Source organism: Mesorhizobium sp. M0816, assembly GCF_040320005.1.
In the GTDB taxonomy this organism is placed as follows: domain Bacteria; phylum Pseudomonadota; class Alphaproteobacteria; order Rhizobiales; family Rhizobiaceae; genus Mesorhizobium.
Genome location: NZ_JAMYOT010000063.1, coordinates 1 through 16,378, shown reverse-complemented (window position 1 = coordinate 16,378; position 16,378 = coordinate 1). Strand labels below are relative to the sequence as shown.

Below are 16,378 nucleotides of genomic sequence, written 5' to 3'. Positions count from 1 at the left end.
CGGCGCTCATTGGCAAGATCTCGCAAGCGGCCGCGCAGTTCCGTCTCAGGCGGCCGGCAGGACCGGTAACGGATCATCTTGCGGTCGGCAGCGACGATCGAGCCTTGGACTGATTTTGACAATTGAATTGCGTCGTCCATAAAATCGGCTTTCACAAGCGTTGTCTTTGGCATCCTCACCACGTCATTGGGAAATAGCGAGCAAACGACCGTGGAGAGTGCGTACTTGTTCATGGTCAGTGACGCAGCGTGGGGGTCTCCAAACGTTCCCCTCAAGCCCCAAAGCACTGCGAGTGTCTGTATGCCCCCGTCTTCGCCAAACTGGCCGCTTAGCAAGTTCACGACGTATTCTTTTCGAGATGCGATTAAGTCTAATGCTCGATGTATGCTGTGCCCGGAGCCAACGTCTGGACTGGAAATACGGGCCCTCAGATCTGCCGAAGTAAACTGGTTATTGAAATCTATTATGCGTACGAGCCCGTCATCGCGGCTAAGGTGATACATGCACGCTATGTTAGAGGGGCGCGCGTTTTCCGCGATAGATGGTATGCAGAAATAATATTGGATAGCGACGATATTGATGCGTCGTACCCCGTCGATAATCCTCCGAATAGAAATGAAACGGTAAGGGACATCCATCTACTCCGTTTTCGTCTCTGAAAGATCTCATAAACTATTTTAGAACACGCCAGGAGCTACCTGGTCTGGCAGCTTGACGGCCTGCGGCGCTTGCAACGCTTACGATGCAACGACGCGGCAGCTCAACCGACAGGTCGATCAGCGTTTCGCAGGAATTCTTGATCTCTTGAACTTGGGGCCGTCAGCGCAAAAGCATGGCGCCGGTATTTCGCGGCAGGTCGGCCAGGCGATCGACGCGTGTCGTCGAGCTATCTGAATAAAGTGGGCCGAACGCTTCCAGTCAGCGACATTCCTCAGGCGGGCGGGGCGGCTAGGATTTGGCACAACCCGATGCACGGCGGTGTCTTCGGTCTTACTTGTCCGGGCTGATTTGGGGCTGCTGACTTCGGTGTGGCCGCTGTCTACCCTCGTGCCAGACGTCCGGCAAGGTTATAGGCGAGATTCGGCATGCCGGATAGTCTGCGCGAAGACATTGCTGCTGCGGGAAGCCACCATCGTTGCGGCGCCGGAGCACCGCAACGGCGATGCCGAACTCACCTGACCACCGGCAGGAGCGGCATGATCCTCGATCTGGTGATCGAGGCGGGCAATCCGCGCGACAGCGATCGATTGCTGCCGATGCTGGACCGCCACGTCGGTATTTGGTGGACCTGAACTTGAATGTCGCAGCGACTGACCGACTTCCCCCGGGCAGTTAATACCAGCGGAGCTGATTTCTGACTCGCGCGGCCAAGATTCCTCCGCGGGCTAATTTCGATCCCTTTGGGGCGAAGGAGAGTCGCCCATGGGCTCAGCAGTTGAATTGCGGACGGACGATTCGGCCTCGGATCTTCGCCGATTGGCTCGCGCTTCACAGGACGCGCGACAGCTCAGTCGGTTACTTTCGCTGGCGGGGGTGCCTTGACGGTATGAGCCGAGCGGATGCCGCCAGGATCGGCGGGATGGGTCGCGCCAGACCGTGCGCGACTGGGTGCATCGCTTCAACGAAGCCGGGCCGGAGGGACACAAGGACGCTTGCTATGGTGGTCTCGCGCGGCGGCTTTTGCCAAACAACTGTCAGAGCTGGCCCCAGATTGTAGAAACCGGTCGCCGACCCTGCCGTTGATGGTGCGCAGGCGGCGCGTCGATCTTCAGAAGGTCATCAAGGAGCGCGTCGGGGTTGATTATCAGGAGCGCCATGTGTCGACCCTTTTGAAGATGTCGCATTGCCTCGCCTGAATTGTTCCTGGATGTTGACCCGGTGCCTCATCTGATTTGCTCCCGCATTTGTGTGGCAGGCGCAAATCAGATGAGGCAGGTCACCATGGCGACGCGGGACGAGCTGGTGAGCGCGGTAATGTTGTTCGTCCAGGTCGCGGCGGCCGCGCAGGCGGCGATCGCCGCCTGCGCGATTGGCTTCGCTGCCCGCTCTGTATCTGCCGATAAAAAGCGCCGAATCCTACTATCTGGCCTGGCCGCGCGAGCGAGAGAACCATTTCCCGTTCGCTTTTCGAAACGGGCTGGTCGCGGAAACGACCGCCGATGATAAAAACCACCAAAATGCCACTGGAAAGGCCTGCTCAGGCCGCAACCGTGGCACCACGGCCCTTCGTCGCTTCCCCTTGCCCGTAATAGGCCGCGAAGCGGTTCTGCAGAAATGCGTCGAGCTTAATATCTTCCTGCCGGATGAAGCCCTGGGCCGGGATCTTGCCGTCGGCAAGCAGGTCGAGAACCGCGCAGATGCTCGATGCGGTAGTGATCTGAATCGCGCTTGTGATGCGCCCGCCGACCTCGGCGCTGTAGATTTTGTTCGCGTAGGTTTCCTGAACTAACCGGCCGTCTCTGCGTCCAGAGACGGTCACGAAGACGATCACGACATCCTGCACCGTGGTCGGCAGGGCCTGTTCGAGTATGTCCTTCAGCACATCGCGGCGGTGCCGTAGTCCCAAGTCGTGCAAAAGCGCCTTCATGATCGTGGCATGACCCGGATAGCGTATGGTCCGGTAGTTGAGTGTGTTGACTTTGCCCTTCAGCGTTTCGCAGAGCGTCCCGAGGCCGCCCGAGGTATTGAAGGCCTCGTAGGTGATGCCGTCGAGCGAGAATTCTTCGCGTTCCTCCAATGCAGGCACTTCGACGAGTTCGCCATTGACGATGGCCTCGCAGGGCTGGATGTACTCGTTGATGACCCCGTCCGTGCTCCAGGTGAGATTATAGTTCAAGGCGTTGCTGGGAAACTGCGGGAGGGCGCCGACGCGCAGCCGCACGCTCTCAAGGCTGTCGAACTTGCGCGCCAGGTCGCTCGCTACGATGGAGATGAAACCTGGTGCCAGGCCGCATTGTGGAATGAATGCGATTCTGGCGGTCTTCGCGATCCGTTTCACCTGCCGCGTGGATTCAACGTCTTCCGTGAGGTCGAGATAATGCACACCGGCCCTGGCCGCAGCGGTGGCGATGGCGACGGTGAGCTGGAAGGGCGCCGCGCTTAAGACCGCGAACTTGCCGGACAGCTGCGCAGCCAAGGCTGCTTCGTCGGTGATATCCAGCTTGGCCGTCGAATGCGCGGGACCGCTTTCAATCTCCGCCAGGTGTTGAGCGCTGCGGTCGACGACAGTGACATGATAGTCCCCGGTATCCGCGAGCAACCGTGCAATCGTGAGGCCGATTTTGCCTGATCCGATCACGATGACGTCTTTCATTATTTCCTCCTGCAACAGCACCACAGTCTGGCATCGTCATACTTAATCAACTCGCGCAGCTAATTTTGTAAAAGTTCTGTCAAATTTGAGCAGATCGCAGGGCAACTTGACGAAATGCAGGTTTCGGACAAAGCTCGCCAACTTCTGGTGTTGCTCACGGCAGGCGCGTCGATACGCTCACAACCGAGCCGCCGCCCTCGACACATTAGAGAACGGCCTCGGCTACAAGGAATTGTTTAGCAGCTGGCGATTTTGCGCACTGCCAAGCTTTCCAGAAGGGGGTCCCTGTGCCGGCTATTTATGAGCACACAGCCGCGCCGAATGGCGCGGCGGATGCGGTCACGCAAATAATCGCGATGAAGTCAGCCTGAACCCGCGGCTCGCCGATCAGCGCCTCGGCTATTTCCCGGTACGAAGCCCCTCCAATCGAACCATCGAGTGGCTGGAGCGCGAACCGGAGGTGTAGGCCACGCGCTTCTGACTTTTCGGCAGGCGTCCGTGTGCCGAAAGACTGTTGAGGCATTCAAGCTGCAGTGTTTCAACTGGGCGGCAGGCTAGATCGCGTCCATATGGAATCGGACGGGCAGCAAAAGCTAGCGCCAGACACGACAACCTGGAGATGCTGGTCGGCGCGCCGCAACAGAAGATGTTGGCTGCGTCGCCCGTTAACAGGACCGATGTGCGGCATGGCAACGCCGTCAAGTCGAACGGCGGTGCCGCTCGGCGCGGCGGGAACGAGTTCCGCCCTGTGCAGTCTGGCCTCGAAGCTTCAGGAGCTCAATCCCATCCTGCGTGGCTGGGCGACCTATTCGGCGCTTTTGCCGGGTCGGATGTTCACCAGTCTCGACCGGTACTTCGGTACGACGATAGCGGTGGCTACAGAGAAGGCGCCCAAAGCGGGTCGCGTGACGCCTAGGCCTTGCCAGCCCAGTGGTCGGCGGCCCGGAGACGGGCTTTGGCGCGAAAGGAAGGGTCGAGCTGCACATGCGCGCCTAGCCCCCGTTTGCCGCTTCCGTCTCGCATGGATGGCGATGCCTTACGTTGCTATGTCTTATGGAGAGCGGGAAGAAACCGGCCAGAAACGGCGGATCTCAAACGCGCTCCAGCGCAACCGCCATGCCCTGGCCGACGCCGATGCACATGGTGGCGAGGCCGTAGCGAGCGCTGCGTTCGCGAAGCTCCAGCGCCGCTGTGCCGGTGATGCGGGCGCCGGACATGCCAAGCGGGTGGCCGAGCGCGATTGCGCCGCCATTCGGATTGACGTGCTCCGCATTCTCGGCAATGCCGAGCTGGCGCAGCACGGCGATACCTTGGGAGGCAAAGGCCTCGCTGAGCTCGATAACGTCGAACTGTTGCGGCGTCAGGCCGAGCCGGGCGCATAGCTTTTGCGTGGCCGGCACCGGGCCGATGCCCATGATGCGCGGCGCCGCGCCGGCGTTGGCACCGCCGAGGATACGTGCGACCGGCGTCAGCCCGTATCTTTTCACCGCGGTTTCCGACGCGACGATCAGCGCCGCGGCACCATCGTTAACCCCGGACGCATTGCCGGCCGTCACCGTGCCGCCTTGCCGGAACGGCGTCGGCAGTTTGGCCAGCGCCTCGATTGTCGTACCCGCGCGCGGATGTTCATCCTTTGATACGACCACCGGTTCGCCCTTGCGCTGTGTGATCGTTACCGGCGCGATTTCCTTTGCCAGCCGGCCATTGGCTTGCGCCGCCACCGCCTTGTCCTGGCTGCGTACGGCAAACGCATCCTGGTCGGCGCGGGAGACGGCGAACTCTTCCGCCACGTTCTCGCCGGTCTCCGGCATCGAATCGACGCCGTATTGCTTCTTCATCAGCGGATTGACGAAGCGCCAGCCGATGGTGGTGTCGTGGATCTCGGCATTGCGCGAAAAGGCAGTCTCGGCCTTGGGCATGACGAAAGGGGCACGGCTCATCGATTCGACGCCGCCGGCGATCAACAGCTCCGCCTCGCCGGCCTTGATCGCGCGGGCAGCAATCATCACCGCATCCATGCCCGAACCGCAGAGACGGTTGACGGTCGAGCCGGAAACCTCCTTCGGCAGGCCGGCCAGCAACAGCGCCATGCGCGCCACATTACGATTGTCCTCGCCGGCCTGGTTGGCGCAGCCATAGACGACGTCGTCGATGGCAGCCCAGTCGATGCCTGGATTGCGCTCGACAAGCGCCCTCAGAGGAATCGCGCCGAGATCGTCGGCACGGACCGCCGACAGCGAGCCGCCGAAGCGCCCGATCGGCGTGCGGATGTAATCGCAGATATACGCCTCGGCCATTATGCGGCTTTCCCTTTGGCGGTTCCTTCACGCGCTGCCCTGGTGCGGGCCTGAAGATCGCGAAGCGTCATGAGTTCGAGTTCGCTTGGCGCCGACGTTTCGTCAAGTGCGGCGGCGAACTTCACCTTCCAGCCACAGGTTTCCTGTACCTGCTGGCGCGAGACACCGGGATGCAGCGATAGCACCGTGAACTCCTTCGTTGCCGGATCCGGCTTCCAGATGGCGAGGTCGGTGATCAAGAGTGTCGGCCCGGATGTCTCGATGCCGAGGCGCTGGCGATGTACGCCGCCCTCGCCATGGCCGAAAGAGGTGAAGAAGTCGATTGTCTCGACCATGCCGCGCCTGGTCTGCGCCATGGTGATGTAGACCTCTCTCGAGGAGGTGGCGATCTCAGGCGCGCCGCCGCCGCCCGGCAGCCGGCGCTTCGGATGAAAATAGTCGCCGATGACCGTGGTGTTGATGTTGCCGAACTTGTCGAGCTGGGCGGCACCGAGGAAGCCGATGGAGATGCGGCCGCCTTGCAGCCAGTAGCGAAACATCTCCGGCACCGGGACGGTTGTCACGGCGGTGTCGCAGAGCTCACCGTCGCCGATCGACAGCGGCAAAACATCCGGCGCGGTGCCGATCGTGCCGCTCTCGTAGATCAGGGTGATGTCGGGTGCATGCGTCAACCGCGCGACGTTGCAGGCAGCAGACGGCGCGCCGATGCCGACGAAGCAGACATCGTCGTTCTTCAGCGCGCGGCTGGCGGCGATCGTCATCATCTCGTTGGGGGTGAAGCCAAGGTCTTGACGGTCGCTCATGCGGCTGTCCTCAGATGTTCGACACGAACGGCGAAATCGTCGGCCGTGCTTTCGATGACGTTCTTCCGCATCCACGCCTGAAATTTCTCACGGTCGGCCGCGATCTCGTCCCATTCGAGGTAGGCGGCATTGTCACGCTCATAATAGCCATGCGCGTAGGACGGATGCGAGCCGCCCGGCACGATGGATATCGCCGCGATCGTCCAGCGCGGCAGCACGGTCAAATTGGGGTGCAGATCGTCGAAATTATCGACCACTTCCTCGACCGTCACTACCGCCCGCCTGGCCGCCAGCACGGCTTCCTTCTGGATGCCGATGATGCCTTCGACCAGCACATTGCCCTTCCTGTCGGCCTTCTGGGCATGGATGAAGGTGACGTCGGGGCGGATCGAGGGAACGGCAGCAAGCGCCTCTCCGGTGAACGGACAGATCACCGATCTGATGTTCGGGTTGACGGCCACCAGCCCGGCGCCGCGATAGCCGCGGAACACCGCGCAAGGCAGGCCGGCCGCCCCCGCCTCGTAGGCATTGGCCATGCCGGCATGGCTGTGCTCCTCCATCTCGATCGCTCGCGGGAAGCCGTTCTCGATGGCGTCGCGGGCGCGCCGCAACAGGCCGACGCCGGGATTTCCGACATAGGAGAAGACGATCTTGCTCGCCATGCCCATGCCGATCATCTGATCGTAGATCAGGTCGGGGGTCATGCGGATCAGGGTCAGATCGCGAAATCCCTGGCGGATCGCCTCATGTGCCGCGGCCGTCGGGATCAGATGGGTGAAGCCCTCGAAGGCAACCGTATCACCATCGTGCAGGTTTTCGGCCACGGCCTGGCTGAGCGACAGGAATTTGACCATCACGGGCTCCGAATCTCAAGAGAAAAGTTCGTATTGCGAACGTATGTTTTATATGAAATACTTCTATGTCGGATTGCGGTATCGAGTCAATCCTGGCGACGCGGTCGCTTTTCGGAGGCCACATGGATGACGAGCGAGCTTCGCGTGACCATGTCGGCTCGCTTGAGCGAGGGCTTGCCGTCATGGAGATACTGGCCCAGTACCCGGCTGGCATGACGCTGACCGAAATGGCCGAGGAGGCGGGGCTGACCCGCGCCGGCGCCCGCCGCTTCCTGCTGACGCTGGCGGCCGCTGGCTACGCGACGCAGTCCGGCCGGCTCTTTTCGTTGTCGCCGCGCCTTTTGACCATTGCCCGTACCTGGCTCGGCGGCGCCTCGCTGTGGATCTTTTCGGCGCCCATCATGCGCGAGGTCGCCGCGCAACTGAACGAAGCCTGTTCGGCGGCCGTGCTGTCCGGAGAGGACGTCGTCTATGTCGCCCGTGTTCCCGGCCGGCGCATTCTCAGCGTGTCGCTCGATGTCGGCACCAGGCTGCCGGCGCATTGCACGTCGATGGGGCGGGTCCTGCTTGCAAGCCTCGCGCCGGACGCTCTCGAAACGTTCCTCCGCCAGGCAAAAATCGAGCGGAGAACGCCGAAGACCATCACCAAAAGGCCATTGCTTGCCGCGGCCATCCGCAAGGCAGCGGCGGACGGCTTTGCCATCGTCGATGAAGAACTGGAGCTTGGCCTGCGTTCGATCGCCGTGCCGATCGACGATCGGGCCGGGCGTACGGTGGCGGCGATCAATGTCTCGACCCAGTCGGCCCGTTTCTCCGTCGAAGAGATGGAGCGAGAGATACTGCCTGAGTTGCAGAGGGCAAAACAGCGCGTCCAGGAGTTCTTCTTCGTCTGAGCGATCAGCGTCGAAGAGCCGGCGGACCAAGCAATGACTTCGGGCCGGCACTGCCCCTCACCCTTACCCAAAAAATGGGGAAGAGGGGGATCGCCAACGCCGGAACTTGTCCCTTCCGTCGTTCTCGGGGAGGAAGGTGCCGCGGGCGGATGAGGGCTGCCGCGCCGACGTCGGCCAATTATGGTTGCCCAGACCAATGATCCTGCCCTCTGAAAGGCGGCACGGCGCATACCACCTACTCTACGCGGTGAAAGAGCCCTCCGTTTGCATTGTCCACGAAACGGGCGCGATTTGCCGCGTCGTCAACCAGACTGACGATCTCAGGATCACTGACTGCTCCTAAACTGGCGTCCCTTGAGGCCCGAAATCTCCGAGATCAATCTAGGGGATTGGTATCACCCGCCGGTAACCAAAGCGTTGCAACAAATCCTTTAAACAAATTTACAGAGTCTTTGCGAGCGCAGATACCTGCCAGTGATACCTTCACAACAAAGTCTGAGGTAGGCAGAGCTGAAAACTAAGCCGGTTACGCTCGGATCGCCGCACAGCATGCAACTGGAGGTCCATACCAATGACAAGAAGAGCGCTCATCCTGCTTGAAGGCCATGGGAGTATTGGTCTTCAATACGTGAAAGCGGCCCGGTGTCTTGATCTTCATCCAATTACCCTGTCGGCTGATCCAGCTCAATATGACTATCTTGCGGCGGAAGGAATTGAGACAATCCGTGTCGATACAGGCAATCTCGATGCGCTGATTCGCGAATCTTCCCGGTTACGCGCGACCTATGACATTGCTGGCATTACTGGCTTTTCGGGCGCGGACGAGTCGGTCTATGCGACAGTCGGCAAGCTCTGTCGGCATTTCGACCTACCGGGACCAAACCCCGCATCGACTGAACGATGCTGTGACAAATTCACTCAACGCCAGCTCCTCGCGGAGGCCGGCATTCCAATCCCGGCTTTTCGGTTGGCAGCGAATGCGACGGACGTAGAAAGTTCTGCCGCGGAGATCGGCCTGCCGGTGGTTCTTAAGCCAGCCGTAGGCAGCGGCAGCAGCGGTGTCCGATTGTGCCGCAATCACAACGAGTTGGCCGAACATGCGACCTATCTGTTGGACGGGCAGCACAGATGGCGGTCGCCGATACTGGTGGAAGAATTCGCACAAGGCCCCTTTTTTAGCGCTCATATAATGGGAAATGAGGTCGTTGGGATTGACACCGCTGACTTCGACCGCCCACCGCATTTCGTGTTCCGTCATTTGACCTGCCCAGCCCCGCTAACTGATGACGAGCATGAGCGCATCGCGGATGTTTCGCTGAGCTGTTTGCCAGCTCTCGGCCTTGGCTGGGGGCCAACGAACGTTGACATTCGGTGGACGAAGCGTGGCCCAGTCGTCATTGAAGTCAATCCCCGTCTTGCAGGTGGGACTAGTCCTGGGCTGATTCAGGCGGCCTGCGGTGTCGATCTCATCACCGAGCACATCAAGCTTATCATCGGCAACGAATGGGACTTGCGCAGAAGGCATTCGCACATTGCGGCCGCGCAGTGCTTAAATGCTGATCGCGATGGCATCCTCGATTGGATCGACGGCGACAGTCGCGCGACTGCGGCGCCAGGTGTCGCCGAGGTTAGATTGTACATTAAACCCAAGACGCCGATCGTCAGGAGGGGCGACTACCGAGACCGCATCGGACATGTCATCGCCGCTTCACCTAGCCGTGCCCAGACCGAGGCAATTCTTCAGCATGCCGTCGACTTAATTCGTTGGTCGATCACACCATTTTCGACACTTAGCGAATAGTAACAGGAGCTGAATTGGGGCGCATGGGAGGATCGGTACGCTGCGGATCAGGCGGCGAGAATGGAGAAGCACTAGGCGAGGGTCCGATTCGCATTTAAGGCGTCCCTTGGCTGTCGCTCGTGCATCATATGGCATTATCATCTCGACCCTCGAGAATAGCGCGGTGGCGGCGAAGGACTTGAACCCCAGCATCGGGCAAGTCGAGCGCTTGATACGCCGATGTTCCTGCTCGATGCCAGGATACTGGCTCCACCGAATCCGGATCGTCTTCAGCCGTTGCCCGCAGCAATCCGATAACGGAGCGTGGTGTCCCGGGAGATAATCGCGGTCGGTTGGTGGCCGGCTGCCGCAGCAGGGACTGATCTGCCAGGAGCAATCAACTTGCCAGAATTCCTGGCCAATCGCTTCGGCGCTATCTATGCCTCTGGACCTGTTACGCCCATGGCGGACGTGACAGCTGCGGCAGCAGCCCGCGCTCGTTTGAGGGTTCGCAATCTCAAAATGAAGATCTCGGCGGAACGCGGCTTCTATCGCGATCAAGGTGCCCTTCCCTCGTCCCATATCATAATCGTCCTCAAGCCCAAGGTACTTGGGAGGGCATACAGGCGCTTCGTGGCCTTCCGGAGGTTATATCCGTTCACTCGGTGAGCGACGTGATTGCCGAGATAGCCGCACCATCGATCGGTGAGCTCAATCATCCTCTCGACGCGATTCCGTCGCTACGTTGAGATAGTTTTGGCCTCGAGGAAGGCCTGAACTCTGCGCATGTTAAAGGAGGCGGTGGTGCCGTCGTCTTCATTCTCGCAGGCCCAATCAGCTCTGCAGAACCTGCTGAGCTGACGAAGGTCCACTTCAGGATCGAGGAGCAACTTGAGGGCCACCGTTGCAATGAATTGCATGAATGTAACAGACAAAACTGTGAGTTCTGCTGATAGAAGGTGTTGAGCCTTGAAGTCCGCAGGTCACCGCAATCTGCCGTCCTACGCCCTGTTGCGCAGCTTTGAGTGCGCTGCGCGGCACGAAAGCTTTACGCAGGCGGCGGAGGAACTTCATCTCACGCAAAGCGCCGTCAGCAGACAAGTCAAGGAACTTGAGGAGACGATCGGCGTGACAATGTTCCGGCGGGTGGGACGACGCGTCACACTGACCGAGGCTGGCAGGCGGTTTGCGGCCGATTTGGCAGTCGATCTTGAGAACCTGAAGCAATCAGTAGCGCGGGCGACTGCCGCTGGCGAGCGAAATACCACGTTGCGTATTGCCATCCTGCCAACATTTGGCGGTCGTTGGCTGATCCCGCGGTTGGGGACTTTTCTGAATGACCATCCCACCGTCGAAATCAGGCTGGAGACCCGCACTGTACCGTTTGACCTCACACGAGAGCGCTTCGATCTCGCGATCCATTTCGGAAAGGCCAACTGGCCAGACGCACGTATGAACAAATTATTCGATGAAGAAATGCTGCCGGTTGCATCCCCCAAATTCCGCGATATGTACTCGGCAAGCGAGCCTGCCCGCCTCGCGGAGGCTCCACTTCTGCATCTCATTACTCGCGAAAGCGCGTGGATTGACTGGTTCGCCATGAAAGGAACCACTGATAAGCGGCTGCTGAGCGGTCGACATTTCGATCAGTTTTCCATGATAATCTCGGCTGCCGTGTGTTCAATCGGCGCCGCCCTTTTACCCAAATATCTGATCGAAATGGAGCTCGAATGTGGCGTTTTGATCCCGCTAAGCGACACGCCCCTGGAGACGCACAAGAGCTATTTTGTAGTAAGCGCGGCCGGCGATGTTAACCCGCAGGTAAACGCTTTTACGCGTTGGCTGCTGTCAACCACGAGGCGCGGCAGCATGACGAACAGCCACGACTAGATTCGCTTTGTCAATATTGATCTATGCTCCGCAAGCCCAATTCAGCGGTCGACGCTACGGGGTGTATCAACACGGCACGAAGGCAGGAGAATCTTGCTGCACCGAAGCGGCCTGTTTGCGCGCTTCGCGGCGCCAGGCGAAGACCTGCTGCGGCATGAGGCCGTACCGACGGGCGACCTCGGAAATGATTGCGTTCGGCTCCAGCGTCTCCGCGATGATCCGCGCCTTGTCATCCACCGACCACTGACGCCGACCGCCGGCACCATTGATCACCTCGAAACGAAGAAGCTGCCGCTCCGGGTCAAGCGTAAGGTCAAGTCCAGACACAAGCCGATCTCCGATCCCAATACAGGATCGGCAACCTCACAGATCGCGACCACTCCCGAAAGGTGGTCCCACAACAGCGCTGATGTCCGCAGTCAAGGTTTGGAACGCAGCAGGTCGCCCGTTCCGGGGAACGGCTCTCATTCTGATGATCTCGCATGGGTTGAGGCGGAACTGAAGGACGTCGGTGATCAAGCTCTGATGCGCGGGTTGGCTACCGCATTCCCGATTGTGCGTCCGGGGCTGTTCTATCTTACTGCGGGCGTCGGCCATATGGCTGGCCACACTTCGAAATGCGTGCGCCAGTAACGACATCGAGCACAGCAGGACCAAGGTCAGGCACCAGCCAACTCCGAGGGAATGCACCGGCCGATCTCAAGCGTTAAATATTCTTGTCCAATGATACACTTCTGAGAGCCGATGTAATATTCACTTGATCAAAAATAACTTTGTTTTTTGGGCAATGTGATAGAGCTTTTAGCGATGCTCGCCAGCCAGTGGCGACGAGAACTGTAGCCTTACTGCTGGCAGCTATGTCCACGAGGGACAATATCCGATGCAAACAAGCTGCGGAGGAGAGACAATGGAACCCCCGCGGATGGCCGCGGTCTCTCAACGGCGAGGGCTGCCGACCAGTGTGTCCGACCAACTTTCTTTGTTTCCGTCGATGCATTTCCCCGACGAAACTAGGGAGGGGTTTGCGGCCGAGTTCGGCAGATTTGTCGACCAAACCGATGGTGTTGCTCAAACCGAGGAGTTGTTCGACCTATTATCTGCCTTTGCCCTGAATTTTGATTGCCCGTGGATCGGCTATCGCTCTCGTTCAAACGGTCGGGCGATCATGCTAAATTATCCAGATGAATGGCAGCAGCGCTATTTCGAAATGGGTTATGACAGGATAGACCCCATTATCAAGACAGGTCGAAAGCGCGCAAGCGCCTTTCGATGGAGCGAGGTGTACAATGACGCACGTACGACTGAGGACGAACGGCGCGTTTTCGACGAGGCTGCGACGTTCGGCTTGAGGTCAGGCATTAGCGTTCCACTGCACGGCTCGGATGCCAGCTTTGCGATCATGAGCTTTGCACAACCCGGGGGTTGCGAATTCCAAAATAAAACAATCACCTACTTGCAACTTGCTGCGTTACATTTCCATCTGAAGGTCGCAAGGTTCGCAGATTCGACTGGCATCGAGGAAGCTCCTGATCTTTCTTTTAGAGAAAAAGAGTGCATTTTATGGACGGCGAGAGGGAAATCGTCGTGGGAAACAGGGATAATTTTGGGAATTAGCTTAAACACTGTCAATTTCCACATAAAGAACGTATTAAGAAAATTAGGTACTTCTAGCAGAACGGTTGCAGCTATAAAGGCGATAAACTTGGGAATTATCGAGTTGTAAGCGAATTCGAGAAACTAAGGTCTCATGAACGACCTGCCTCGAAGTCGAAACCCGTTGCTGAAGCCCCGCTCATTCACGACGTAGCTTCTGAGAGGCTGGCGGATGTAGCCTAGGCGAATGATCTGGCTGTCCAAGCCAGCCCTGCCACGGCAGCTCGCGAGCCAGACCCGCTATGAGCGATGGGTACGTTGCTGCCGCTCTCATCTTCAACCATTGGGTGCAAGAAGATCTCAGCTGCGTTTGACGGGGGACGCATCACCTCGGATGGTGCGTCATATATTGGCCGCGGCCGAGTGACGCCTGCAAGTGGCCGACAGGCTGGCCGACGATCCGCCGACCCATAACGGGCTTTTGCGCAGTTGGGGGAGAGTGATCGCGGGAGAATGGAGTGCAACGGTGAGCGCCGGATTGTTGGGCAGGCAGGCTGACGGTCCAGATTTCAGCGCCGGTTCGAAGAATACTGTCTTCATGAATACGAGTCACAAACTGGTGACGAATATGTGCTTGTAAGTTCGGGCGGTGCATCCGAGAAATCAGACAGAGAAAATCAACACGTTCACCCGGATCGGCCTCTGCTGCAGTCTGTGCCGGCCGGATATCACAGCCTTGGAGGTATGCGCCATGAGTGCCGTTAAAAAATACTTGCCCTCACAGCGCGAGCAGGCGTTTCTGGACAAAGTCGTCAACGGCAAATACGACCGGCAGATCATCACCGGCATAGCCAAGTTCGCCAGCGGTGACGTGTCCCAGGACATGCGGGGGTTCTATTCCCAAGAAGAACTAAACCGGATCCTTGAACTGAAAGGCACCGTGAAAGATCTGGAGGCCCGGATGCCGATCAAGATCACGCGGCACTATTATGAGCAGGCGCAATACAGCCGACCCATGCAGACGTTGGTGAAAGCCAGCCCGAAGGAAACCTACGATCTCGACGGTGCAGAAGATCCGGGCAAACAAATGACCTACAGCCCGCGCGAAGGGCTGATTCATAAGTATGAGCTGGGTCTGCTCTATGTGGCGTCCACCTGCTCTGCCCACTGTCGCTTCTGCTACCGCGAGGAACTGATCGGCCGCAAAGAGATCACCCGCGAGGATGGTACCGTTGCTCCAAAGGGCTTGGCGCAGCTCGGCGAGATCGTCGAATACATTGGCGAGCACAACAAGGCGGTGGCCGCGAATGGCGGTCGCCATCCGGAAACCGGCCGTGAGAAGCTTCGCGAGATCCTGATGTCGGGCGGCGATCCCATGGTGCTGGGGAACAAGAACATCGCTGCTTGGCTGGCCGGACTCGCGGAAGCCGGCGTCGAGACTATCCGCATCGGGACCAAGGAGCTGGCGTTTCATCCGCAGCGGTTTGACCAGACTTTCTTTGCGATGCTCGATGCCTTTCATGAGGCCTATCCGGAGGTCAGCCTGCGGATAATGGTGCACTTCAACCATCCTGACGAGTTTCTCCGCAAGACACCCGATGGCGGCTATGTCGATAATCCTGGCGGCGGGCTGCATTGGATCCGCGAAACGCGAGTGGCGGTCAACGAACTCGCCCGGCGCGAATGGATCACCATCCACAATCAGTCGCCGATCATTCGCGATATCAACGACGATGCCGAAGCGCTGAGGACCATGCAACGCGAGATGGCCCGACACGGCGTCAACAACCACTACTTCTTCTGCGGTCGCGACATGGTCGGGCACAAGGCGTTCAACGTCCCGATCGAGCGGGCCTGGCAGATCCTGAACGAATCGCAGAAGGGCCAGTCGGGCGTCGAAGCCCACGCGCGGCTTTCGATCACTCACTACAAGGGCAAGACCGAAGTGGCGGCCGTCACCAACGAGCCGCTACCGGGCGTCGCTGGTGGTGAAAGAGGCGTCGTGATCTTCAAGCTGTTGCGTTCGGCCGCTGATGCGCCGGACCGGTGCAAGGTGACCATAGTCGGCCGAAACCCGGATGCAATCTGGTTCAGCGGCTATAATGATCGCGTCATCTTCGACGAAGCTGGCCTCTATTCCATCTATGGCATCAACCCCGCATTCCAGCAGGCCGCGGAGTAATGTGCGCGGACAAGATAGCTGGTATTTCCAAGCGCATGAGAGCCAGACGTGACCTAAGTCATCACTGGGAACTGCACAAAGTGCAAAATTGAACTGCCGCCACTTTCGACGGACACTCAGCATAAGCAGGAAGGCTCAAGCACATGCTTGAGGATAGGCTTATGTCTAAGAGCCTGACTCGAAACTCGGCTACGCGCGACGCGGAACTGCCCTTCGTCGCAGCATAAGGCGGATCGACGCGAGGAATATCCATGCCTCGGCGCTGGCGATGGTGACCTCGAAATCCTGGCGAGTCGGCGACAACGTTCCGAGCCAGGCGAAAGTTCGCTCGACCACCCATCGTCGCGGCAGTACCTCGAAGCCGTTGGCCGCGTCGGAGCGCTTGATGATTTCGAGAACTGCGCGTCCACGAATGCCCGCAGCTCGGTCGTCCGCGGTCGTCCCGTCGCCTTCGCTCCAGGCATGAACGGCTCAATCAACGCCCGTTCCCTGTCCGTCAACGCGTTTGCATCCCGCTGCCCCGCGCGGCAATATTGCCGGCGGGTGGCCTCCGTCCAACCCATCCCGTGATCTCGCTCAAGTCTAGACAACTCAAGCGAATCACAACGCACGGGGCCACTCAACCGCTTCCACGCCCAATCCCGAGTTTCGGGTCAGGCTCTAAGAGGCCTCTCTGATTGGGGTGGTTGAGGTCAAGGTGCTCCTGTACTTTTTTCCTGGGCCGTTCCGCAGGTCACTCGCTTCTCTTCGCGGTCGGCGCCTTGGCCGCCGCA

General features: G+C 59.2%; 11 protein-coding genes and 2 pseudogenes. 5 read left to right on the top strand and 8 right to left on the bottom strand.

Going from position 1 to position 16,378, the window contains the following annotated elements; genetic code table 11:
* Window positions 1-2,197: 2,197 nt before the first annotated feature.
* The 5 genes from NKI17_RS35910 to NKI17_RS35890 form a co-directional block, all read right to left on the bottom strand.
* Complete coding sequence (locus tag NKI17_RS35910; protein WP_352907844.1) at window positions 2,198-3,313, bottom strand: saccharopine dehydrogenase family protein; 1,116 nt, start codon at window positions 3,311-3,313, stop codon at window positions 2,198-2,200.
* 298 nt (window positions 3,314-3,611) lie between these two features.
* The gene (locus NKI17_RS35905; RefSeq protein ID WP_352907843.1) at window positions 3,612-3,836 is read right to left on the bottom strand and encodes a DNA -binding domain-containing protein; all 225 of its coding nucleotides are present in this window, start codon (window positions 3,834-3,836) and stop codon (window positions 3,612-3,614) included.
* Between the two features lie 568 nt (window positions 3,837-4,404).
* Entirely contained in the window at window positions 4,405-5,610 is a 1,206-nt protein-coding gene (pcaF, locus tag NKI17_RS35900; RefSeq protein WP_352907841.1) for a 3-oxoadipyl-CoA thiolase, read from the bottom strand.
* Window positions 5,610-6,413, bottom strand: coding sequence for a CoA-transferase subunit beta (locus NKI17_RS35895; RefSeq protein ID WP_352907839.1), 804 nt, complete (start codon window positions 6,411-6,413; stop codon window positions 5,610-5,612). Before NKI17_RS35895 ends, pcaF begins: the two co-directional genes overlap by 1 nt.
* Window positions 6,410-7,267, bottom strand: a complete 858-nt coding sequence (locus NKI17_RS35890; RefSeq protein WP_352907837.1) for a CoA transferase subunit A — start codon at window positions 7,265-7,267, stop codon at window positions 6,410-6,412. Before NKI17_RS35890 ends, NKI17_RS35895 begins: the two co-directional genes overlap by 4 nt.
* A 122-nt stretch (window positions 7,268-7,389) precedes the next feature.
* Between NKI17_RS35890 and NKI17_RS35885 the strand changes: the two genes are divergently transcribed.
* Window positions 7,390-8,160: an IclR family transcriptional regulator domain-containing protein gene (locus tag NKI17_RS35885; RefSeq protein ID WP_352907835.1), complete on the top strand. Its 771-nt coding sequence runs from the start codon at window positions 7,390-7,392 to the stop codon at window positions 8,158-8,160.
* A gap of 571 nt (window positions 8,161-8,731) precedes the next feature.
* Entirely contained in the window at window positions 8,732-9,961 is a 1,230-nt protein-coding gene (locus NKI17_RS35880; RefSeq protein ID WP_352907833.1) for an ATP-grasp domain-containing protein, read from the top strand.
* A 71-nt stretch (window positions 9,962-10,032) separates the two neighbouring features.
* Here NKI17_RS35880 and NKI17_RS35875 read toward each other — a convergent pair.
* Window positions 10,033-10,231: pseudogene (locus NKI17_RS35875) on the bottom strand (IS6 family transposase); the annotation flags it as partial.
* A gap of 678 nt (window positions 10,232-10,909) precedes the next feature.
* Here NKI17_RS35875 and NKI17_RS35870 point away from each other — a divergent pair.
* Complete coding sequence (locus NKI17_RS35870; protein ID WP_352907831.1) at window positions 10,910-11,830, top strand: LysR substrate-binding domain-containing protein; 921 nt, start codon at window positions 10,910-10,912, stop codon at window positions 11,828-11,830.
* A 66-nt stretch (window positions 11,831-11,896) separates the two neighbouring features.
* Here NKI17_RS35870 and NKI17_RS35865 read toward each other — a convergent pair whose 3' ends face one another.
* Complete coding sequence (locus tag NKI17_RS35865) at window positions 11,897-12,157, bottom strand: transposase (protein WP_352907829.1); 261 nt, start codon at window positions 12,155-12,157, stop codon at window positions 11,897-11,899.
* A gap of 595 nt (window positions 12,158-12,752) precedes the next feature.
* Here NKI17_RS35865 and NKI17_RS35860 point away from each other — a divergent pair.
* Both NKI17_RS35860 and NKI17_RS35855 read left to right on the top strand, forming a co-directional pair.
* Window positions 12,753-13,553 carry a helix-turn-helix transcriptional regulator gene (locus NKI17_RS35860; RefSeq protein ID WP_352907827.1) on the top strand — a complete coding sequence of 267 codons (801 nt, stop codon included), beginning with the start codon at window positions 12,753-12,755 and terminating at the stop codon, window positions 13,551-13,553.
* A gap of 621 nt (window positions 13,554-14,174) precedes the next feature.
* Window positions 14,175-15,605, top strand: a complete 1,431-nt coding sequence (locus tag NKI17_RS35855) for a KamA family radical SAM protein (RefSeq protein ID WP_352907825.1) — start codon at window positions 14,175-14,177, stop codon at window positions 15,603-15,605.
* A gap of 189 nt (window positions 15,606-15,794) precedes the next feature.
* Here the strand turns inward: NKI17_RS35855 and NKI17_RS35850 are convergent.
* Window positions 15,795-16,052 (bottom strand): annotated as a pseudogene (locus tag NKI17_RS35850) (transposase); the annotation flags it as partial.
* Window positions 16,053-16,378: the final 326 nt, after the last annotated feature.

Bases quoted from the DNA above. Each gene is read 5' to 3' on its own strand.
- NKI17_RS35910 (WP_352907844.1), bottom strand. From the start codon at position 3,313: ATGAAAGACGTCATCGTGATCGGATCAGGCAAAATCGGCCTCACGATT.
- NKI17_RS35895 (WP_352907839.1), bottom strand. From the start codon at position 6,413: ATGAGCGACCGTCAAGACCTTGGCTTCACCCCCAACGAGATGATGACG.
- NKI17_RS35905 (WP_352907843.1), bottom strand. From the start codon at position 3,836: ATGCCTCAACAGTCTTTCGGCACACGGACGCCTGCCGAAAAGTCAGAA.
- NKI17_RS35880 (WP_352907833.1), top strand. From the start codon at position 8,732: ATGACAAGAAGAGCGCTCATCCTGCTTGAAGGCCATGGGAGTATTGGT.
- NKI17_RS35860 (WP_352907827.1), top strand. From the start codon at position 12,753: ATGGCCGCGGTCTCTCAACGGCGAGGGCTGCCGACCAGTGTGTCCGAC.
- pcaF (WP_352907841.1), bottom strand. From the start codon at position 5,610: ATGGCCGAGGCGTATATCTGCGATTACATCCGCACGCCGATCGGGCGC.
- NKI17_RS35885 (WP_352907835.1), top strand. From the start codon at position 7,390: ATGGATGACGAGCGAGCTTCGCGTGACCATGTCGGCTCGCTTGAGCGA.
- NKI17_RS35890 (WP_352907837.1), bottom strand. From the start codon at position 7,267: ATGGTCAAATTCCTGTCGCTCAGCCAGGCCGTGGCCGAAAACCTGCAC.
- NKI17_RS35855 (WP_352907825.1), top strand. From the start codon at position 14,175: ATGAGTGCCGTTAAAAAATACTTGCCCTCACAGCGCGAGCAGGCGTTT.